Here is a 21032-nt window from a genome sequence, read left to right on the forward strand (position 1 = left end):
GGCTGCACACTCATTCTATGTGACGGACTACGGTTACCCTCGCATCAGGGATTTGCAGGGGTGGCGCTTACACTGGTGCCACAGTGTGAGCCCCGGCACGGTCCAGGCAGCGCTGTTCTCCCGGAGTTGCGCCCGCAGGCGGGCTTCGGTGCGTTCTGCCGATGGCCCGACAGCGTAGGTAGAATCCGATACAGGCGGTACTGTCCAGGTGCCCCAGCCCGCAATAGACGCAGGAGACCCATGTTCTCGAAGATATTGGTAGCCAACCGGGGTGAAATCGCCATCCGTGCCTTCCGGGCGGCCTATGAACTCGGTGCCAAGACCGTAGCCGTATTTCCGCACGAGGACCGCAACTCGATTCACCGGCAAAAGGCCGACGAGGCCTACCTGATCGGTGAAGAGGGGCATCCGGTCCGGGCGTACCTGGATGTGGACGAAATCGTCCGAGTGGCCAAGGAGTCCGGCTGCGACGCCATCTACCCCGGTTACGGCTTCCTGTCGGAAAACGCGCAGCTGGCCCGGGCAGCGGCCGACGCCGGCATCACCTTTGTGGGGCCCGCCGCCGACATCCTGGAATTGGCAGGCCATAAGGTCCATGCCCTGAACGCCGCCCGGGAAGCGGGTATCCCGGTCCTGCGCTCCACCCAGCCCAGCGCCGACGTCGAGAAGCTGCTGGGTGAGGCGGAGGACATCGGCTTCCCCATCTTCGTTAAGGCCGTCGCGGGCGGAGGCGGCCGCGGAATGCGCCGCGTGGATACCGCGGACAAGCTTCCGGAGGCGCTGCAGGCCGCCATGCGCGAGGCGGAGACCGCTTTCGGTGATCCCACCGTCTTCCTGGAACAGGCGGTGCTGCGCCCCCGGCACATTGAAGTGCAGATCCTGGCGGACAACGAGGGCAATATTGTGCACCTGTTCGAGCGGGACTGCTCGCTGCAGCGCCGCCACCAGAAGGTGGTGGAAATTGCCCCGGCGCCCAACCTGGACGAGAACATCCGGCAGGCGCTTTACCGCGACGCGGTGAAGTTCGCCAAGGCACTGAAATACGTCAACGCCGGAACCGTCGAGTTCCTGGTGGACACCGTGGGTGAGCGGGCCGGCCAGCACGTCTTTATCGAGATGAATCCCCGCGTGCAGGTGGAGCACACCGTCACGGAGGAAATCACCGACGTGGACATTGTCCAGTCCCAGCTGAGGATCGCGGCGGGGGAGAGCCTGGCGGACCTGGGCCTGGCACAGGACGAGCTGCAGGTGCGCGGTGCCGCACTGCAGTGCCGGATCACCACCGAAGACCCGGCCAACGGCTTCCGTCCCGACGTTGGACGGATCACCGCGTACCGGTCAGCCGGCGGCGCCGGAGTGCGGCTCGACGGCGGCACGGTCTACGCAGGTGCCGAGATCAGTCCGCACTTCGACTCCATGCTGGTGAAGCTGACCTGCCGGGGCCGGACCTACCCGATTGCCGTGAACCGTGCCCGCCGGGCGCTGGCCGAGTTCCGGATCCGCGGGGTGGCCACCAACATTTCCTTCCTCCAGGCCGTGCTGGATGATCCTGATTTTGTGGCCGGCGACGTTGCCACCTCCTTCATTGAGGAACGCCCCGAGCTGCTCAACGCGCGCGGCTCCGCGGACCGCGGCACCAAACTGCTTAATTGGCTGGCGGACGTTACCGTCAACAAGCCCTACGGCGAAGCAGCCGTCCACATCGACCCGGCAGAGAAGCTCCCGTCCCCGCTGCCGGAGGCTCGGCCGGGCTCCAGGCAGCGGCTGCAGGAGCTGGGCCCGGAGGGTTTTGCTGCGGAGCTGCGCAGGCAAACCGCGCTGGCCGTCACCGACACCACCTTCCGCGACGCACACCAGTCGCTGCTGGCAACCCGCGTGCGGACCCGTGACCTTGTCGCCGCCGCACCGGCAGTGGCAGCACTGACACCGGAGCTGCTCTCCGTGGAGGCCTGGGGCGGTGCCACGTACGACGTCGCCCTCCGCTTCCTGGGCGAGGACCCCTGGGAGCGACTGGCCGCACTGCGGCACGCACTGCCCAACGTATGCATCCAGATGCTGCTGCGCGGCCGCAATACCGTCGGTTACACCCCGTACCCCACGGAGGTTTCGGATGCCTTCGTGGAGGAGGCCGCAGCCACCGGCGTCGACATTTTCCGGATCTTCGACGCGCTCAATGACGTCTCACAGATGGAACCGGCCATCCAGGCCGTCCGCAGGACCGGAACAGCCGTGGCCGAGGTGGCGCTTTGCTACACCGCAGACATGCTCAACCCTGATGAGACGCTCTACACGCTGGACTACTACCTGGACCTGGCCCAGCGGATGGTGGACGCCGGCGCGCACATTCTGGCCATCAAGGACATGGCCGGGCTCCTCCGCCCGGCCGCTGCCGCGAAACTGGTGTCAGCCCTGCGGGAGCGTTTCGACCTGCCCGTGCACCTGCACACCCACGACACCGCCGGCGGACAGCTCGCCACGCTGCTGGCGGCGGCGGAAGCCGGAGTGGACGCCGTCGATGTTGCCAGCGCGCCGCTGGCCGGAACCACCAGCCAGCCGGCCATGTCCTCACTGGTCGCCTCGCTGACCAACACCGAACGTGAGACCGGTATCAGCTTGGCGAACGTAGGGGCGCTGGAGCCCTACTGGGAGGCAGTGCGCCGGGTCTACGCACCGTTCGAGTCGGGCCTGGCCGGACCCACCGGGCGGGTCTACATGCACGAGATTCCCGGCGGGCAGCTCTCGAACCTCCGCCAGCAGGCCATCGCGCTGGGGCTTGGCGAGCGGTTTGAAGCCATCGAAGACATGTACAGCGCCGCAGACCGGATCCTGGGCCGCCTGGTGAAAGTCACGCCGTCGTCCAAGGTCGTGGGGGACCTGGCCCTGCAGCTGGTCGGTTCCAATGTCTCCCCGGAAGACTTCGAGGAGAACCCGCAGAACTACGACATCCCGGATTCGGTGATCGGCTTCCTCAGCGGTGAACTCGGCGACCCGCCGGGAGGCTGGCCCGAGCCCTTCCGGACCAAGGCGCTGCAGGGACGCGAGGTCAAGCCCCGCCGCGTTGAGCTGACGGAGGTGGACAAGGCCGGACTGCAGGCGGATTCCGCCACCCGGCAGGAAACCCTGAACCGGCTGCTCTTCGCAGGCCCGGCGAAGGAATTCGCCACGGTCCGGGAAACCTACGGCGACGTTTCCGTGCTGGAAACCCGGGACTACCTGTACGGGCTGCGCCGCGGTGAGGAGCATGTCATTGAGCTGGAGAAGGGCGTAAAGCTGATTGCGGCCCTGGACGCGGTGTCCGAACCCGATGAGAAGGGCATGCGTACGGTCATGACCACGCTCAACGGGCAGATGCGGCCCGTCTCGGTCCGGGACCGGAGCATCGAGAGCTCCAGCAAAACGGCGGAGCGTGCCGACCCGGCCGAGCCCGGGCACGTCGCTGCTCCGTTCGCCGGAGCCGTCACCGTCACGGCCAAGGAAGGCGCCGAAGTGGCCGCCGGGGAAACGGTGGCCACCATTGAGGCGATGAAGATGGAAGCCTCCATTACGGCACCTGTCGCCGGCACCGTGGAGAGGGTGGCCATCTCCACCGTGGAGCAGGTCCAGGGCGGGGACCTCCTGCTGGTGATCGCACCCAAGTGAGGTCCGCGGAAATGTACCGGCGGGGCCGACTGCCTAGACTGGGGGAGTGACCCACTACGATCTAGCCATCATCGGTTCAGGCTCCGGCAACTCCATAATCACCCCGGATTGGGACGGCAAGCGGGTGGCCGTCATTGACGGCGGCACGTTCGGGGGAACGTGCCTGAACGTCGGATGCATCCCCACCAAGATGTTCGTATATCCCGCCCAGCTGGCGGCCGCCGCTGCCGACGGCGTCCGGCTGGGCGTGGATACGTCCATGCAGGGGGTCCGCTGGCGGGAGGTCCGGGACCGCATCTTTACCCGCATTGATGCCATCTCCGAGGGCGGCCGGCGGTACCGGGACGAGGAACTGGACAACGTCACGCTGTACAGCGAGAACGTACGCTTCACTTCGCCGCACGCCTTGGTCACCGAGTCGGGGGAGAAGATCACCGCTGACCGGATCGTTGTGGCTGCCGGTTCCCGTCCGGTACTCCCGGACACCCCGGGCATGGACCTGCCGCAGGTGCACACCTCCGACACGGTCATGCGCATTGATGACCTGCCTGCCCGGGTACTGATCATCGGCGGGGGATACATTGCGGCCGAATTCGGTTTCGTTTTCTCGGCACTGGGGTCCCGGGTCACCATGGCCGTCCGCTCGGAGGCGTTGCTGCGCTCCCTGGACGGCACCCTATCCGAGCGCTTTACCGCAGAAGCAGCCAAGCAGTGGGACCTGCAGCTGAACACCACCGTGGATTCGCTGAAAGAAAACGCCGACGGTTCCGTACATGCCGTGCTCAGCAGCCCGGGCGGCACCCGGGAACTGGACGTGGACCTGGTGCTGGCCGCTACCGGGCGCAAACCCAACACCGACCGGCTGGACATAGCCGCGGCCGGTTTCGACGCCACGCCGGACGGACGGCTCGCGGTGGACGGGTTCGGCCGGGTGCTGGCCGGCGGAGAACCGGTGCCGGATCTTTGGGCCCTGGGCGACATAAGCAGCCCCTACCAGCTCAAGCACGTAGCCAACCATGAGGCCCGCGTGGTGGCCCACAACCTGGTGCACCCCGATGACCTGCGGGAGATGGACCACCGGTACGTCCCTGCGGCAGTTTTCAGCAGCCCGCAGATCGCCAGCGTGGGAATGACCGAAGAGCAGGCCTGCGCCGACACTGAAGCCCGGGGAGTGGAACTCGCCCTGGCGGTGCAGGAGTACGGCTCAACGGCGTACGGCTGGGCCATGGAGGACTCCACCGGCTTCGTCAAGCTCCTGGCTGAAAAGGAAACCGGCCGGCTGCTGGGCGCGCACATCATGGGTCACGAGGCCTCCATGCTGATCCAGCCGCTGGTCCAGGCCATGGAATTCGGGCTGGACGCAGCGACCATGGCCCGCGGCCAGTACTGGATCCACCCGGCCCTGACCGAAGTTGTGGAGAACGCGCTGCTCTCGCTCAAGACAAACGAAAAGCCGGGCAGGAACCGCCTTTAAGGGGTTCCTGCCCGGCCGGCAGGCAAGGATCAGACGCGCTGCCCGCTGTAGATCTCGTCAATCACTTCGGAGAAGTCGCGCAGCACCTGGGCACGCTTGATCTTCAGTGACGGGGTGAGGTGCCCGCTTGACTCGGTGAAGTCCGTGGGGACCACCCGGAACACCTTGATGGCCTCGGCCTGGGAGACCTTCTTGTTGGCCCGGTCAACCACGGCCTGGAGTTCTGCCTGCAGCTCGTCGGTCTTGGCCACCTCGGTCACCGTCATGCCGGCCGGCAGCTTGTGCCGTTCCAACCAGCCTGGCAGTGCTTCTTCATCCACCGTGATCAGCGCGGAAATAAACGGCTTGGCGTCGCCGACCACCACGCACTGGGAAACGATGGCGTCTGCACGGATTGAGTCCTCCAGCTGGGAGGGGACCACGTTCTTGCCGCCGGCGGTGACAATGATTTCCTTCTTGCGGCCCGTGATCTTCAGGAAGCCGTCCGCGTCCAGCTCGCCGATATCCCCGGTGTGGAACCAGCCGTCGGTAAAGGTTTCCGCCATCAGTTCCGGGCGCTTGTAGTAGCCCTTCATCACGCTGATGCCCTTGGCGAGGATCTCGCCGTCGTCGGCGATCTTGACGCTGTTGCCCGGCAGCGGCGCCCCCACCGTGCCGAGCTTGACCAGCTGCGGGGTGTTGGTGGTCAATGGGGCGGTGGTTTCGGTGAGGCCGTAGCCTTCGAGCACCAGCAGGCCGATCCCGTGGAAGAAGTGCCCCAGCCGCTCACCCAGGGGAGCACCGCCGGAAACGGCATACTGCACCCGTCCGCCCATGGCCTCGCGGATTTTTCCGTAGAGCAGCCGGTCGAACACAGCGTGCTTGAGCTTCAGGGACAGCGGTACCTTGCCTTCCTGCTTGGCGCGGGACCATTCCACAGCGGTGGCCACACCGGCGTGGAAGATCTTGCCCTTGCCGCCGTCTTCGGCCTTGAGCATGGAAGCGTTGAAGACCTTTTCCAGTACGCGCGGAACCACCAGGATGAACGTGGGCTTGAAGCTTTGCAGGTCCGGCAACAGGTTCTTCACATCGGGGGTATGGGCAACGGTGGCACCGGTGCCCACGCTGAGTACCGAAATAAAACGGGCAAGCACATGGGCCAGCGGAAGGAACATGATGGTCTGGGAGCCCTCACGGGCAACTTCAGGCTCGGCCAGCTCGGAGTTCTTCGTCAGGTTCACGAAGTTGGCGTGCGTGAGTTCGCAGCCCTTCGGCTTCCCGGTGGTGCCGGAGGTGTAAATGATGGTGGCGAGGTCTTCCATGGTGGCCGCAGCGCGGCGGACCTCGAGATTTTCGTCACTGACGGACGTGCCGGCGCTGCGAAGCGTATCAAGTCCGCCGCCGTCGATCTGCCACACGTTTGCCACTGCGGACAGGTCTTCGTCGGCGGCCGCCTGCCGGACAATGTTCTCGTGCCGGGCCGCTTCGACCACAATACCCACGGCACCGGAGTCGCTCAGGATCCAGGCGACTTGGGACGGGGAGGATGTCTCATAGACCGGAACCGAAACGGCTCCGGCGAACCACAGGGCAAAGTCAACCAGCGTCCATTCGTACCGGGTCCGGGACATGATGCCCACGCGGTCCCCGGCCTTTACTCCCGCGGCCACAAAGCCCTTCGCCAGGGCACGGACGTCCTTGGTGAACTCCGTGGCGCTGATGCGCTGCCATTCGCCCTGGCCGTCCCGGACAGCAAACAGCGCCGGGTTGCTCGGCTTGGCAGCCTGGTCCAGCAGCATGTTGGTGATGTTTGTCTGCGGCGGGGATTCCGCTAGGACGGGAACGCTGAATTCTCGCACGATAGCTCCTTTGATATCCGGTAGGCCCGTAGGCACTGCCAGCCTATAACGTAGATCACACTTCTGTACCCGTCGGTAACCTTGCGGATCGATAACGTTCGTGCCACCCCTCTTGCAGTTTCCCTAGAATAGGTTTCTGATGCGTTCCGTTACCCCAGCACCTGTTCCCCGTCCCGCCTCCCCGTTGCAGCGCCGTCCCGACGCGGCCGGGCCTTTCCGTACCCGCCGGCCCATGCGCCTGCCCAACCGGATGCGCCGCCGCGGACTCGCGATCGGCATTGATATCGGCGGCACAAAGGTGGCAGGCGGCCTGGTGGACGGCGACGGGCGGGTCCTCAGGCAGGCCCGCCGCCTGACTCCCGGGCATGATCCGCGCGAGGTCGAAGCGGTCATTGTGGATTTGGTGCAGGAACTCTCCGCGGACCATCATGTCTGGTCCGTTGGCATAGGCGCGGCCGGTTGGATGGACCTGGCCGGCAGCACCGTGCTGTTCAGTCCGCATCTGGCCTGGCGCAATGAGCCGCTCCGCGAAAACCTGGAACGGCTTCTGCGGCGCCGCGTGTTCCTGGTCAACGACGCCGACGGCGCGGCCTGGGCCGAGTACCGGTTCGGTGCGGGGGCGGGGGAGAGCAGGATGGTCTGCGTCACCCTGGGCACCGGGATAGGCGGCGCCATGGTGATGGACGGGCGGCTGGAGCGCGGCCGCTTTGGCGTGGCCGGCGAGTTCGGACACCAGATCATCATGCCCGGCGGCCACCGCTGCGAATGCGGCAACCGCGGCTGCTGGGAACAATACGCTTCCGGCAATGCCCTTGGCCGGGAAGCCCGTGAACTTGCGGCCGCCAACTCGCCGGTAGCCCAGGAAATCCTGCGGGCCGTGGACGGCAACATAGGGGACGTGACCGGGGCAGTGGTCACGCGGCTGGCCCTGGAAGGAGATCCGGCGTCGATCGAGCTCCTCGACGAGGTGGGGCAGTGGCTGGGCCTGGGCCTCGCCAACCTCGCAGCCGCCCTGGATCCGGGAATGTTCGTGATCGGCGGCGGCGTCAGCGATGCAGGAGACCTGATGCTGGAACCTGCGCGGCGTTCGTTCGCCCGCAACCTCACCGGCCGGGGCTTCCGCCCCGCGGCCCGCATGGAGCGTGCCGCACTGGGACCAGCGGCCGGACTGATCGGCGCCGCAGACCTCTCCCGGATAGCCGCGCGCCGCTGAACCGCGGCGGTGGGGCAGACCCCGGCGGCATTGCCCGCCGCGCTCCGTCACGGGAGCGGCGGGCGCACTGCTGCGCCTAGACGGCCGCGCCGTCGTCGCCCTCATCGCGGTACTGCGGCAGGCGGAACAAGAGGTAGCCGGCCGAGCCGACAAAAACGGCAACGGTGCCGAGGATGACGGCCAGCGGAGCGCTGCGCCAGAACATGGCGAACACCAGCAGGAGCAGCGGCCCGCCGACGGCGCCCAGCCAGGCAAGCACCACCGTCGGTTCGCCGAGGCCCAGCGGCGGCGGTTCCGGCGGAACAAACGCACCGTCCTGCTCGTCGGGGACAGCATAGTCCCGCGGCCCGCCCGCCAGCGCCTGGTTCTCGAAAAGGGCCCTGGTGCGTTCAGCCGGCGATGCTGTGCCGGGGGACGCGGGAGCCCCGGAGGCTTCCGGGCCGGGCTCCGCCGGCGGGGACGGCCGGGTATCCGGTGCGGGGCCGGCGTCGTCCATGTGTTCCAGGCGGGCCACCAGATCCTTCCAGACCTCTTCGTCGGTGGACTCGTTGTGCTCGGGTTCGCGTTCACTCATGTCCGGACCCCGGCGCTAACCCGTTGGATGAACTCGTGCGAACGGACAAAAATCAACAGCGAATCGTGGTCCATGGTTGCCACGTGGTAGCTGTTTTCCAGCGGAACCACTTCCAGCTCGGCGTTCACCAGCCTCCGGCGCAGCAGGTCCATGCTGGATTCCGGGACCACCGCATCCGTCCGCGAGCGGAAGGCCAGTACGGGGGCGGTGACGGCCGGCAGGCTGGCCGCCGTGTCCCGGAAGAGACGGCCGAGCTGCTGAACGGCTGCCACCGGGGTCCGGGCATAGGCGCCCTCGTCCTGGCCCGGCAGCCGGATGTCATTGCCGATGGCGGGAACCGATTTGAGTACATACTTGAGCACCCCGGAATACCGGGCACGCGGGTCGCCGAAGGTGAGGCCGGGATTCACGACGGCGGCACCGGCCACCGGCTGGCGGGCCGCCAGGCGCAGGGCCAGGGCGCCGCCCATGGACAGTCCGGCAGATACAACACACCGGGTCCGGGCACGGAGAGAGAAATACGCGTCCTCGTATTCCTCATACCAGCGCTGCCAGGGCGTCACGGCAAGTTCCTGCCAGCTTGTCCCGTGGCCCGGCAGCAGCGGCAGCTCCACGGCGTATCCCTGATGGGCGAGATGGCGTGCCCATGCCGCCATGCTCACCGGGGAACCGGTGAATCCGTGGCTCAGGAGCACGCCCACACCCGCGTTGGGACCGTGCCCCTCATAGGAGAAGGCAGCAGCGCCGGGGAGGGAAGTCATATCTCTATGGTTGCATTAGAGGGCGCTTTTTCCACCCCAAAAGGGGCAAACTATTCGTAGGCGCCGTTCGCTGGAATTAACCAGCGGGGTGGGGCGCGCATACAGTAGAGTCTGGGGAACCAAACAGGTCCCTAGCTTTGCCTTGTCCGGACGGGAGATCAAACCGCGTGTTCTATTGGGTGATGAAGACGATATTCATCGGGCCGGTGGTAAATCTTCTCTTCAGGCCCTGGGTTAAGGGAATGGACAACATCCCCGAATCCGGTCCTGCCGTCCTGGTGAGCAATCACCTGTCGTTCTCAGATTCGATTTTCCTTCCGCTGGCCGTGCCCCGGCCGGTGAGTTTCCTGGCGAAAAGTGACTACTTCAACGGCAAAGGCCTCAAGGGTAAACTCACGGCTGCTTTCTTCCGGCTTTCCAACCAGCTGCCGATGGACCGTTCCGGCGGTGCCGCCTCCGCATCCTCGCTGAAGGCAGGCGTGGACGTTCTGGAGAACGGCGGCCTGCTGGGTATTTACCCCGAGGGAACCCGCAGCCCCGACGGCCGTCTCTACCGCGGCAAGACCGGTGTGGCCAAGCTTGTGCTCTCCACCGGGGTACCGGTGATTCCGGTGGCCATGATCGGTACTGACAAAGTCCAGCCGATCGGACGCAGGATCCCCAACATCCGCCGGATCGGCATCATTGTGGGACGGCCGCTGGATTTCTCCCGCTATGCCGGGCTTGAGAACGACCGTTTTGTCCAGCGTGCAGTGACCGATGAAATCATGTACGAACTGATGCGGCTGTCCGGCCAGGAATATGTCGACGTGTACGCAAGCACCGTCAAGGAACAGCTGGCCGCCCGCAAGGGCGGAAAGGCGGCGGAAGCCCGTGGCGCGGCAGTACGGCTTTCCGCCGGCAAGGGGGCCGGTCCCGCAACCGGCGGCTCCGAACTGCCAACCGAGTCCGGGGACAAGCTGCCCGGAACCGTTACGGTAATCGGTTCGGCCAAGGGATCCCGGGATGCTGCCCGGGGGAAGCAGGGGAAGCGCGCCGCCGGTGCGCCGGAGCCCGACGGCGGCACAGGCCGCGCGCGCCGTTCACACACCGCCTAGGGGCGGGCCCACGGCGGCACCGTGTTGCGCTGTGTCCGGCGGAATATGACGTTCTTGTTTGTTCCCGGCAGGCAGCCAGTAGGATTTAAGCCGTGACGTACACACCCGTAGACAGCGACTCCACTCCTACAACCCTTTCCGGTGCGGCAGCAACTTCCGCCAGCCACCCCGAACTGGATAACTGGCGCTCCCTCCCGATCGGCCAGCAGCCGTCCTGGCAGGATGATCCCGGGTATAAGGCCGCCATCGATGAACTGTCGATGGTTCCGCCGCTGGTGTTTGCGGGCGAAGTGGATGTCCTGCGGTCCCGTCTGGCTGAAGCAGCGCAGGGCAGGGCCTTCCTCCTGCAGGGCGGTGACTGCGCAGAGACCTTCCAGGCCGCGACCGCCGATAAGATCAGCGCCCGCGTACGGACCCTGCTGCAGATGGCCGTGGTGCTGACCTACGGCGCCTCGGTGCCGGTGATCAAGATGGGCCGCATGGCAGGCCAGTTCGCGAAGCCGCGCTCCTCCAACGACGAGACCCGGGACGGCGTGACGCTGCCGGCCTACCGCGGTGACATGGTCAACGGCTATGAGTTCACGCCTGAGTCCCGCAGGCACGACCCGGCCCGCATGGTCCGGGCCTACCACACCTCTGCCTCCACGCTGAACCTCATCCGTGCCTTCACCCAGGGCGGGTTCGCGGACCTTCGGCTGGTGCACCACTGGAACAAGGGTTTCACCTCCAACCCGGCACACTCGCGCTACGAGTCACTTGCCCGGGAAATCGACCGTGCAGTGCGCTTTATGGAAGCATGCGGGGCCGATTTCGAAGCCCTGAAGCGGACCGAGTTCTTCGCCAGCCATGAGGCCCTGCTCCTTGACTACGAACGTGCGCTGACCCGGGTGGACTCGCGGACCGGGCAGCCCTATGACACGTCAGGGCATTTCCTGTGGATCGGGGAGCGGACCCGCGACCTGGATGCCGCGCATGTGGACTTCCTGTCCCGGGTGCGCAACCCCATTGGCGTTAAGCTCGGCCCCTCAACAAGTGCCGAGGACGCACTGGCCCTGATCGACAAGCTCGATCCGAACCGCGAGCCCGGGCGGCTGACCTTCATTACCCGAATGGGCGCGCGCAACATCCGCGAGAAGCTGCCGCAGCTGGTGGAGAAGGTCACTGCCTCCGGTGCCCAGGTCCTGTGGGTCACGGATCCCATGCACGGGAATACCGTTACATCTCCCAACGGGTACAAGACCCGCAACTTCGATGACGTGATGGATGAAGTCCGCGGCTTCTTTGAAGTCCACGACTCCCTGGGCACGTTCCCGGGCGGGATGCACGTGGAAATGACCGGCGACGACGTCGCAGAGTGCCTGGGCGGTGCCGATCCGATTGACCAGGAAGCCTTCGCGGAGGGCTATGAATCGGTGTGCGACCCCCGCCTGAACCACATGCAGTCACTGGAGATGGCGTTCCTGGTGGCCGGAGCCCTGTCCGGCAGGGGCCAGTAACTCCCCGCCAGCCGGGGAGGATTGGCTCCTCCCCGGCCGGCATACCGAAAGCCGGCTAAACCACCTTCAGGGTGATGGTGGAACCTTCCGGTGCCGTTCCGGCGCCGGGCTCCTGGTCACGGACCAGGCCGAGCAATCCGCCCAGCAGGTTTTCGACCTGGACGCTGAATCCGCGGCTTTCCAGATCTGCCTTGGCATCCTCGGCCCGGCGCCCCACATAGTTGGGTACCTCGACCATCCGGGGGCCGAGGGAAATAGTCAGGGTCACCGTTGAACCGCGTTCCAGAAGGCCCGACGCTGGTGTCTGCGACACCACGGCACCGGCAGGAACAGTGCTGCTGTTGACCTGTTCGGGCGAAACAGCGGCGGTGAGCCCCGCGGCCTCTATGGCCTTCACCGCGGCGTCCCGGCTTTGTCCCGTCACGGCGGGGACCTCAACCGGGGCCGGGCCCTTGGATACGGAGACGTTTACAGGCGTGCCCTGGCGGAGCTCCGTGTCGGGCAGCGGATCCTGGCTGATGATGTTGCCGGACGCCACGTTTTCGCTGTACTCCTCCGTGACCGTACCGAGTGCCAGGCTGGACTCGGACAGGTCTGCCTGTGCAGCCTCGAGGTTGCGCTGTACGAGGTTGGGCACGGAAAACAACTGCGGTCCCTTGGATACAAGCAATGTGACCGGCCGGAAGCGGCGGACCTCCAGGGTTGCGGCCGGATCCGTGCCCACGGCAAGCCCGGCCGCCACCACCTCGTCGTACACCTCGTTCGTGGTGTAGGACAGTCCGGCATCACCGAGCTGCGCGCCGGCCTCTTCCACGGAAACGTTGCTGACGTCGGGCACGGAAACGAGTGCTCCAGGCCCGGCGCCGAAGAACCAGCCGGCGAAGGCTGCTCCGGCCAGCAGGAGAGCTATCAGCACCCCCAGCAGGATGCCGCGGCGCCGGGATTTGCCGCTGCGCAGGGATACCTGCGGACGTCGGGCTTCCCGATCGCTCTCGCGCAGCCGGTCGCGGTCGTGACGCTTGTCCAACCGGCGCCTGGCGCGGGCACTGAGCCCCTCGTCGTCGTACCCGTCATCGTCTCCGTAGTCCGCGCTGTCGTCGTCCTCGTCGTCGTCTTCGTCTGCGGGCCCGTGTCCGGAGAAGCCGCCGGCCGGGAAAACGGTGGTGTCATTGTCGCTTCGGCGGATCACCTCTGTGTGGTTGCTTCCCGAAGCGGGCGGACGAAGGTCGGAGGTGTCGATGATGCTGGTGGCACCTGCTGCGGAAAGCACCTCGGTGGCACCGGGAGGCATCTTCGGGAGTGCCGGCAGGGCCTGGGTGGCGTCGCCGGGGGAGCCAACGCCGGCACCGGCGGGCGGGCAGTGGAAGTCCAGTTCCGCATCGCTCAGGGACGTACGGATATGCCGCAGTTCCCCCAGCAGCGCCCGGCCGTTGACCGGACGGTCTTCCGGGTCCCGGGCCGTGCACCAACGGACAAGTTCGTCGAGATCCTCGGCAAGTCCCGGGCAGAGGACGGAGGGTGCCGGAACGGTGGAATGGACATGTGCGAAAGCCACCTGGATGGGTACCTCGCCCGTGTACGGCTGGCGCCCGGTCAGCATCTCGTACAGCATGATGCCGGCCGAGTACACATCGCTGCGCTCGTCCGCTACGGCCCCCGTCACGAGTTCTGGTGCCAGGTAGGCAACGGTTCCCACCAGGGTTCCGGTATTGGTGCTGGTGGAGACGGCCCGGGCAAGGCCGAAGTCGGCAATCTTGATCCGGCCGTTCTCCGCCAGGAGGACGTTCTCCGGCTTGACGTCGCGGTGGACCAGGCCGGCGTCGTGCGCAGCCGCGAGTCCCTCAACTACGGCGTCCATCAGCGCCAGGGCCAGCCGCGGGGACAGGGAACCCCGCTCATCGAGCAATCCGCGAAGGGTGCGTCCCGGCACGTACTCCATGACCAGGTAGGCGAGGTCCTCGGTAATGCCCTGGTCCAGTACGCCCACAACGTGGGGGTGGGACAGCCGGGCGGCGGACTTGGCTTCACTTTCGAAACGCCGCAGGAATCCACGGTCTGCGGCGAGGTGCGGATACAGCACTTTCAGCGCGACGTCGCGGTCCAGCCGGCGGTCGGTGGCGAGGTAGACGGAGGACATGCCTCCGCGCGCAATCAGGGACCGGACGTAGTAGCGCTCGTCTACCAGCGTCTCAACGAGGGAGTCTTTCAGGGGCTCTTGCACTCTTCGATCCTAATGGGGGTAGGCGAAAGGGTCCGGATCGACACCCGATCCGGACCCTTCGCTGCGCTTCAGGCCTTGTGTTTTGCCTACAGGAAGGAGGACCTGTGTGCGAGCACGGAGTTCACGTACCCCTGCGTGTCGGCGAACATGCCGTAGGTGTTCACCGAGTACTGGCCCTGATAGTAGGACGCGATGGCGGTCTCCAGGCTGTCGCTGCTGCGGACCAGCGCGCTGATGATGGCCACGCCCGCCGTGGCGTTGTCATAGGGGTCCAGCAGGTTCAGCTGGCGTCCCACCAGCTGCGAGGCCCATTCACCCGAGGACGGGATGACCTGCATGGTGCCGATGGCGTTGGCGGGGGATACCGCCCGCTGGTCGAAGCCGGACTCCTGCAGGGCGAAAGCCTGCGCCAGGGCCGGGTCGACGCCCATCTGGGCTGCGGTATCGGCAACAATCTGCTGCATCTGGGCGCGGCTGGGAACCGGCAGGGAGTTCAGCGTCTGCTTGTTCAGGTTGGCGCCGGCAACAGTGTGCTCCGGGTAGGTGTAGTGCAGGAAGGTGCTGGGCACCAGGTCCGTGGGTGCCGCGGTAACCGGGGCGGAGGACGCGATGCTGATGGTGCTCTTGCTGACGGCAATCTTCTGGCCCGGGTGGATCACCGACGTCGTGGTGAGGCCGTTGGCGGCCAGGACCGTGGTTAGGCTGACTCCGTGCCGGGCGGCGATGCCGCTCAGCGTGTCGCCGGAGACCACAGTGTAGGTGGACTCTCCCGCATCAGCGGGCGCGACGGCGACGTCGGCCGGCGTGGCGGACGGGGCGGCCGGTGCGGCCGGTGCGGAACCGTCAACGCGGATGGACTGGCCGGGGTAGATCACCGAGGTGAGGGTCAGTCCGTTGGCAGAGAGGACACTGGAGAGGCTGACGCCGTGGCGGGCTGCAATGCCGCTGAGCGTATCCCCGGAGACCACGGTGTAGGTGCCGGCGGAGACAGCCGGAGCTTCGGGGGAAGCGGGGGCGGCGGGGGCAGCAGCACCGGTCAGCCGAAGTTCCTCGCCCGCAAAGATGAGGGACGTGGACTGCAGGTTGTTCACGCGCAGGAGCTCGGTCACGGAGAGACCGTACTGGGCGGCGATCGAGGTCACGGTGTCGCCGCGGACAATGCGGTGCGTGGCTGGGACGGAGGACTCGGCCGGCAGGGTAGCCGGAACCTGGGTGGCCAGCTGTGAGGCGGCAACTCCGGTTGATGCACCGGTGTTCAGGTTCTTGATGGCCTGCAGCGGCATCTGGGGGAACAGCGTGTTCTGCGGGGCGGCGGGCGCAGCAGCGGCCGGCTCGGCAAGGGCCAGGGCGGACATCATCACTGCCGGAATGGCGGCGGTTGTCACCGCGACACTCAGTTTGCGCGGCATTCCGGTACCAGCGGGACGTGCGCTTTGCGTTCCCGTTGTTGACGATGCGTTCATATGGTGCTGTTTCCTCATCTGTGATGGCCGCGGCCTTTACCGCAATCCTTGGGACTAAAAACAAGTGATAGGGCTCGAAAGCTGTTATTTCTGTTACTACTGTTGCATTTGTTACTGATGTGACTTTAGGTACTCCTGTGAATTTACACCAAGGGCGGTGCCGCACAATACCTGAGTAGTCCCATTTGTGTTTCAGTTAGGCCACTAAAGCCCGAGTGGCCCGGGGTGCCCGGGTCGTGGCACCCTTGAAGGGTGAATGAACTTCAGGAACTGGTTTCCGACTGGCTGACCCTGCCCGATGTGGCTGAACAACTCGACCTCCCCATTAACAAGGTGCACAGCCTGCTGGAGGAGCGCGCCCTCGTGGCCGTCCGCCTGGGGGAGCGGAAGATCCGCAGCGTCCCGGCTGCCTTTATCGCTGACGGCGCCGTGCTGGACAGCCTCAAGGGCACTATCTCGGTGCTGAACGATGCGGGCTTCCATGATGACGAAATGATCCGCTGGCTGTTCACTGCTGATGACACCCTGCCGGGACGTCCCGTCGACGCGCTCCGGGAAGGACGCAAGACTGAGATCCGCCGGCGGGCGCAGGCCCTGGCCTGGTAGTGGTCCGCTTCCGCCGGTAACCGGCGGTAACCGCCGGTAACCGCAGGAAAATAGCTGGACAAAATCTGGACAACACAGCTGGACAACACAGCTGGACAACACAAAGCCGCCCCGTCGCTGACGGGGCGGCTTTGTGTCTTGGGATGCTCCCTTGCCTGTGTTGCCTGTGCTGCCTGGTTGTCGGCCGTTAGGCGCTGCGCCGGACGGCTGCATGCGCCAATGCATCCAGCGCGGCCCGTGACACTTCGTCCAGGGACAGATCCCTGAGCGCGGAGAAGGCAGTTTCCGTGTGCCGGGAGATGAGCTCTTCGGTGGCAGCCAGTGCACCCGTGTCCTGGATGATTCCGCGCAGGACGGCAACGCCGTCGTCGTCCAGCTCCGGATCCCCGAGCCTGGCAGTGATCTCCCTGCGCGCGTGCTCACCGCCGGCGAGTGCATAGGCAATCAGGACCGTACGCTTGCCCTCCCGCAAATCGTCACCGGCAGGCTTGCCCGTGGTCTGCGGATCCCCGAAGACCCCCAGCACATCGTCACGCAGTTGGAAGGCCTCGCCCAGCGGCAGGGCAAAACGCGAATAGCCGGACAACAGGTCAGGTTCCGCTCCGGCAAGCGCGCCGCCCAGGGTCAGGGGATGTTCCGTGGTGTATTTGGCTGCCTTGTAGCGCAGGATATTCCGGGCCCGGACAACCGCGTGCTCAGGTTCGTGGCTCGGGCCGACAACCTCTTCAAGGATGTCCAGGTACTGGCCGGCCATCACCTCCGTGCGCATCCGGTTGAAGATCCTCCGAGCCGTCGTGCCGTGTGCAGCGCGCTGCCCGACGGCGGTGAACATCTCCTCGCTGAGGGAAAGGCACAGGTCGCCGGCAAGGATGCCGGCCGAGGCACCGAAGTGGGATCCGTCCAGATGCCAGTTGGAATCCGCGTGCGCGATGGAGAAGGTCCGGTGGACGCTGGGTCCGCCGCGCCGCGTGTCCGAGCGGTCAATGATGTCGTCATGGATCAGTGCTGCGCTCTGGAACAGTTCCAGGGCTACGCCGGCCCGGACCGCATCGGGCGCCAGGGCGGCGCCGCCCGCTCCACGCCAGCCCCAATAGGCCAGCAGGGCACGGAGCCGTTTTCCGCCGCGGGCGAGGTTGCGGACCGCGTCCAGCAGCGGGAGGGCTTCTGCGGACACTTCCGCGAGGACCGAATGCTGGACAGCCAGGAAGTCTTCCAGTTCCGCGCCCAGCAGGGCCCTGTACCCGGCCTGCTCATGTTCGGCCGCTTCTGCCGGGAGCGGGGCGGGGGAACCGTGGACCCCGCTGGCCGAAGCGGGACCTGATCCGGTTGCCGCGGCGGGGGAACCCGGTTCCGGAGCAGTGCCGGGAGCCACGGGCTAGCCCTCCGCTTCGACGAGGAGAGTGGAGCCTACGGTGACGGTGGAGGAATCTGCGTCCTTGGCAGTGACCGTGATATTAACGGTTTCCGGTTCCCCTGCACCTATCCGCAGGAAGTCCCGGGACGTGGGAGTGCCCGGTTCTGCGGGTGAGGCAGCGAACCCCTGGGCCGTCAGGGCTGCTTCGTAGTAAGCGATGACCTCGGCCGCCGGCACAGCAGTGGAGGCGACCAGTACGGAGGTAATGGTTTTCCCCGAGCGGTCCACGGTGCTGGAGAGGATCTCGGCTCCGTCCATAACCGGGATCCGGTCGGTCGGGAAACCGTCCGCCAGCGCCACCGGCGTCTTCGTGGGAGAAGCTGAGGGAGCAGGAGCGGCGGCCGTGGAGGAGCTGGATTCAGGGTCCGCAGCAGCGCCGTCTCCGGCGGTGCAACCGGACACAGCCAGGGCCAGGGCCGCGATGGTCAGTGCAGGGAGGGACTTGTTCATCGGTTTCCGCATCGGTGGGGGTCAGGGTCCTGCACCCAAGTCTAGGCGACCGGACCGCCCGGGCAGGAAAGGAGTTATGGGGGTGGCGGTGGCTACGATGAGTTGGTGAGCAATGGCCCCGAGAACGGCAGCGGCAACCGCGACTGCACCATCATGCACGTGGACATGGACGCCTTCTATGTCTCCGTCGAATTGCTGCAGCACCCGGACCTGGTGGGCAAGCCGGTGATTGTTGGAGGATTGGGGGGCCGGTCCGTTGTGCTGTCGGCTTCCTATGAGGCCCGCCGCTACGGCGTGCACTCAGCCATGCCTATGGCGGTGGCCAGGCGCCAGTGTCCGCAGGCGGTGGTGCTGGAACCGCACCAAGAGGTCTACCGGTCCTATTCCAAGCAGCTGATGGCAATCTTCGAATCCATCACGCCCCTGGTGGAGCCGCTCAGCGTGGACGAGGCCTTCCTGGATATCTCCGGTTCCATGCGCAGGCTCGGCCCGCCACGCGTCATAGGCGAACTGATCCGTAAAAGGGTGGCGGCCGAGCTGGGGATGACCGCCAGCGTAGGCATTGCCGCCACCAAGTTCGTGGCCAAGATCGCCTCCACCCGCTGCAAGCCCAACGGACTGCTGCTGGTGCCCAAGGACCGGACAGTGGACTTCCTCCACACCCTGGAGGTATCCGCACTGTGGGGGGTGGGCGCCAAGACCCGCGAGGTGCTGGCCCGGGTTGGCATAGCCACCGTCGCCGACGTCGCCAATACTCCGCCGAGCGTACTCCGGCGGCTGCTCGGTGCCACGGGGGAGCATGTGTACGAACTGTCCTGGGGGCGGGACGCGCGCGCAGTGACACCGGTACGCCGGGAAAAGAGCATCGGGGCCGAAGAAACCTTCGCGGCCGATGTCAGCGACGATGACGTGCTGCATACCGAACTGCTGCGCCTGGCACACAAAAGCGCTGTGCGCCTGCGCGCCGCAGGCCTGCAGTGCAGGGCGGTTTCCCTCAAACTGCGCTACACCGACTTCACGACATTAACCCGCACCCGCACCCTCACCGAACCTTTGGACAGTGCCCAGATGATCTACGAGGCAGCCAAGGGCCTGCTAACGGCCCTGGAGCGGCGGCCCCAAAGCGTGCGCCTCATTGGCCTGCGGGCGGAACAGCTGGAGCCGGCGCAGGGTGCCGCCATGCAGCTCACCTTGGACGGGCGGGAAGACAGTTGGCGTTCGGCGGAGGATGCCCTGGACCGGATCAACCGGCGCTTTGGCGAACTCGGTGTGGTGCCGGCCCGGTTGATCGCACCCTCAGCCCGCAAGACACCGCCGGAGAGCACGGAATGAGGCACCGGAACGGCTCCGGCGGCCTACCCGCCGGAATACGTACACGGGCCGCTTTCATGCGGACCCGTTGACACCTATCCTTGGACTAAGTGCAAAGCAGCAGCGGCCTGCGCGGGAACATTCGGCGTAACGGGTTCGTTGGTTGGTTTACAGGGGCACAAACCGGACGGCAAGGAGGCAGCAATGGCACTCTCGGAACACGAGCAGCGCTTGCTGGATCAACTGGAGCAGCAACTACACGCCGAAGATCCGAAATTCGCGAACTCGATGGCAACGTCCGCCGGCCGCGGCATTTCCACCAGGCGCATTGTCCTCGGGTCACTCATGGCCGTGGTGGGGTTGGCGATACTGCTCCTTGGCATCACCGAAGCCGGCATAGTGGTCGGCGTCCTTGGGTTCCTGGTTATGGGTGCGGGGGTCTACTACGCCACCACGCGCGGCCGCAAGAATGCGCCCAAACCTGCGGACGGCCGCAAGGAACGCGAATCAAGTGCCCAGCGCGGATTCATGAACAATCTGGAAAACAAATGGGACGAACGCAAGCGTGACCAACCCTAACCTTCCCCGGTGCCCGCTCCCGGTCCCGGCAGTGTCCACCTGAAACCACCCCAGGCACAGGCTTGGCATAAAGGATCCGCTTAGGCGGGTCCTTTTTTGTGTCCCCTGCGGGCCAGGCGGGCGGTCCAGTCCCTCCACTTTGCACCACCGCCTGCATCCCGCGGGAATTCGCGGAATTTGGAATACGGCGCGCCCGGAATCAGATGCCCCGCATCGTTGACTGTGGAGGGAAGTGGAGTAAAGTGGGGGACATAAGAGGGTAGGGGCGGTACTCGAGGGGTTTTCCCCTAATCGGACAGGGTGGTGAGTGATGTTCCTGGGAACACATTCACCGCGTTTGGACGAGAAGGGGAGGCTGATCCTGCCGGCCAAGTTCCGCGAGGAACTGGCTGACGGCCTCGTCCTGACCAGGGGTCAGGAGCGCTGCATCTACGTCTTCAGCCAGAAGGAATTCGAACGGGTCCACGACCAGATGCGGGAAGCTCCACTTTCCTCCCGCCAGGCGCGCGACTACATTCGGGTCTTTTTGTCCGGAGCCTCTGACGAAGTACCAGACAAGCAGGGCCGGGTCACTATCCCGCCGGCCCTGAGGTCGTATGCAGGCCTCGGACGCGAACTCGCCGTAATCGGCGCAGGAACGCGGGCCGAGATCTGGGATGCGGCTGCCTGGCAGAAGTACCTGGAAGAGCAGGAGACCGCTTTCTCGGAAACGGACGAGGACGCGATTCCCGGCATCTTCTAGGTGCACCACCCGCAAAGACAATCCCGCAGGCAGTTGTTTCTTGTATGAGATCTCCAGCCGCCCCACCGCGAGCCATCCTGGCTTCCCTTCCCCGGAGCCAGGCGGCCGGCAGCGGTGAGGCGCGGATGGGGGCCTGATCCAAGAACCAGCAGCT

General features: G+C 65.9%; 16 protein-coding genes. 9 read left to right on the forward strand and 7 right to left on the reverse strand.

Annotated elements, in window-relative coordinates; genetic code table 11:
- The first annotated feature begins 240 nt into the window (after window positions 1-240).
- Together QNN98_RS06740 and QNN98_RS06745 are read left to right on the forward strand one after the other, a co-directional pair.
- Window positions 241-3639: a pyruvate carboxylase gene (locus tag QNN98_RS06740; protein ID WP_227926621.1), complete on the forward strand. Its 3399-nt coding sequence runs from the start codon at window positions 241-243 to the stop codon at window positions 3637-3639.
- Between the two features lie 46 nt (window positions 3640-3685).
- Window positions 3686-5113 (forward strand): mycothione reductase, encoded by a 1428-nt coding sequence (locus QNN98_RS06745; protein ID WP_283996608.1) that lies wholly within the window; start codon window positions 3686-3688, stop codon window positions 5111-5113.
- A gap of 29 nt (window positions 5114-5142) precedes the next feature.
- On the opposite strand, the gene QNN98_RS06750 is transcribed toward QNN98_RS06745, so the two are convergent.
- Window positions 5143-6951 carry an AMP-dependent synthetase/ligase gene (locus QNN98_RS06750; protein WP_283996609.1) on the reverse strand — a complete coding sequence of 603 codons (1809 nt, stop codon included), beginning with the start codon at window positions 6949-6951 and terminating at the stop codon, window positions 5143-5145.
- A 139-nt stretch (window positions 6952-7090) separates the two neighbouring features.
- Here QNN98_RS06750 and QNN98_RS06755 point away from each other — a divergent pair, with 139 nt between their 5' ends.
- Window positions 7091-8164 (forward strand): ROK family glucokinase, encoded by a 1074-nt coding sequence (locus QNN98_RS06755; protein ID WP_442860123.1) that lies wholly within the window; start codon window positions 7091-7093, stop codon window positions 8162-8164.
- 76 nt (window positions 8165-8240) lie between these two features.
- On the opposite strand, the gene QNN98_RS06760 is transcribed toward QNN98_RS06755, so the two are convergent.
- Window positions 8241-8738 (reverse strand): hypothetical protein, encoded by a 498-nt coding sequence (locus tag QNN98_RS06760; protein WP_283996610.1) that lies wholly within the window; start codon window positions 8736-8738, stop codon window positions 8241-8243.
- On the reverse strand, window positions 8735-9499 hold the full coding sequence (locus QNN98_RS06765; RefSeq protein WP_283996611.1) for an alpha/beta hydrolase: 765 nt from the start codon (window positions 9497-9499) through the stop codon (window positions 8735-8737). The genes QNN98_RS06760 and QNN98_RS06765 overlap by 4 nt, the downstream gene beginning before the upstream one ends.
- A 167-nt stretch (window positions 9500-9666) precedes the next feature.
- Here QNN98_RS06765 and QNN98_RS06770 point away from each other — a divergent pair, with 167 nt between their 5' ends.
- Together QNN98_RS06770 and QNN98_RS06775 are read left to right on the forward strand one after the other, a co-directional pair.
- Window positions 9667-10596 (forward strand): lysophospholipid acyltransferase family protein, encoded by a 930-nt coding sequence (locus QNN98_RS06770; protein ID WP_283996612.1) that lies wholly within the window; start codon window positions 9667-9669, stop codon window positions 10594-10596.
- Between the two features lie 92 nt (window positions 10597-10688).
- Entirely contained in the window at window positions 10689-12092 is a 1404-nt protein-coding gene (locus tag QNN98_RS06775) for a class II 3-deoxy-7-phosphoheptulonate synthase (RefSeq protein WP_227926616.1), read from the forward strand.
- A gap of 55 nt (window positions 12093-12147) precedes the next feature.
- On the opposite strand, the gene QNN98_RS06780 is transcribed toward QNN98_RS06775, so the two are convergent.
- Together QNN98_RS06780 and QNN98_RS06785 are read right to left on the reverse strand one after the other, a co-directional pair.
- Window positions 12148-14313 (reverse strand): Stk1 family PASTA domain-containing Ser/Thr kinase, encoded by a 2166-nt coding sequence (locus QNN98_RS06780; RefSeq protein ID WP_283996613.1) that lies wholly within the window; start codon window positions 14311-14313, stop codon window positions 12148-12150.
- A gap of 86 nt (window positions 14314-14399) precedes the next feature.
- Complete coding sequence (locus tag QNN98_RS06785; protein WP_283996614.1) at window positions 14400-15722, reverse strand: LysM peptidoglycan-binding domain-containing protein; 1323 nt, start codon at window positions 15720-15722, stop codon at window positions 14400-14402.
- 306 nt (window positions 15723-16028) lie between these two features.
- On the opposite strand from QNN98_RS06785, the gene QNN98_RS06790 reads away from it, so the two are divergent.
- Window positions 16029-16382, forward strand: coding sequence for an Rv2175c family DNA-binding protein (locus QNN98_RS06790; RefSeq protein WP_227910833.1), 354 nt, complete (start codon window positions 16029-16031; stop codon window positions 16380-16382).
- A 187-nt stretch (window positions 16383-16569) separates the two neighbouring features.
- On the opposite strand, the gene QNN98_RS06795 is transcribed toward QNN98_RS06790, so the two are convergent.
- Together QNN98_RS06795 and QNN98_RS06800 are read right to left on the reverse strand one after the other, a co-directional pair.
- Window positions 16570-17613, reverse strand: a complete 1044-nt coding sequence (locus QNN98_RS06795) for a polyprenyl synthetase family protein (protein WP_227926653.1) — start codon at window positions 17611-17613, stop codon at window positions 16570-16572.
- Between the two features lie 144 nt (window positions 17614-17757).
- Entirely contained in the window at window positions 17758-18246 is a 489-nt protein-coding gene (locus QNN98_RS06800; RefSeq protein ID WP_227910834.1) for a hypothetical protein, read from the reverse strand.
- A gap of 105 nt (window positions 18247-18351) precedes the next feature.
- Between QNN98_RS06800 and dinB the strand changes: the two genes are divergently transcribed.
- The 3 genes from dinB to mraZ all read left to right on the forward strand — a co-directional run bounded on the left by dinB (window position 18352) and on the right by mraZ (window position 20878).
- Window positions 18352-19578, forward strand: coding sequence for a DNA polymerase IV (dinB, locus tag QNN98_RS06805; RefSeq protein ID WP_283996615.1), 1227 nt, complete (start codon window positions 18352-18354; stop codon window positions 19576-19578).
- Between the two features lie 183 nt (window positions 19579-19761).
- Window positions 19762-20136, forward strand: coding sequence for an SCO2097 family morphological protein (locus QNN98_RS06810; RefSeq protein ID WP_227910835.1), 375 nt, complete (start codon window positions 19762-19764; stop codon window positions 20134-20136).
- A 310-nt stretch (window positions 20137-20446) separates the two neighbouring features.
- On the forward strand, window positions 20447-20878 hold the full coding sequence (gene mraZ / locus QNN98_RS06815; RefSeq protein ID WP_227910836.1) for a division/cell wall cluster transcriptional repressor MraZ: 432 nt from the start codon (window positions 20447-20449) through the stop codon (window positions 20876-20878).
- Window positions 20879-21032: the final 154 nt, after the last annotated feature.

The sequence above is a fragment of the Arthrobacter sp. zg-Y1143 genome, assembly GCF_030125565.1.
Lineage (GTDB): Bacteria > Actinomycetota > Actinomycetes > Actinomycetales > Micrococcaceae > Arthrobacter_B.

Bases quoted from the DNA above. Each gene is read 5' to 3' on its own strand.
- QNN98_RS06740 (WP_227926621.1), top strand. From the start codon at position 241: ATGTTCTCGAAGATATTGGTAGCCAACCGGGGTGAAATCGCCATCCGT.
- QNN98_RS06755 (WP_442860123.1), top strand. From the start codon at position 7,091: ATGCGTTCCGTTACCCCAGCACCTGTTCCCCGTCCCGCCTCCCCGTTG.
- QNN98_RS06760 (WP_283996610.1), bottom strand. From the start codon at position 8,738: ATGAGTGAACGCGAACCCGAGCACAACGAGTCCACCGACGAAGAGGTC.
- QNN98_RS06765 (WP_283996611.1), bottom strand. From the start codon at position 9,499: ATGACTTCCCTCCCCGGCGCTGCTGCCTTCTCCTATGAGGGGCACGGT.
- QNN98_RS06785 (WP_283996614.1), bottom strand. From the start codon at position 15,722: ATGCCGCGCAAACTGAGTGTCGCGGTGACAACCGCCGCCATTCCGGCA.
- QNN98_RS06800 (WP_227910834.1), bottom strand. From the start codon at position 18,246: ATGAACAAGTCCCTCCCTGCACTGACCATCGCGGCCCTGGCCCTGGCT.
- QNN98_RS06810 (WP_227910835.1), top strand. From the start codon at position 19,762: ATGGCACTCTCGGAACACGAGCAGCGCTTGCTGGATCAACTGGAGCAG.
- mraZ (WP_227910836.1), top strand. From the start codon at position 20,447: ATGTTCCTGGGAACACATTCACCGCGTTTGGACGAGAAGGGGAGGCTG.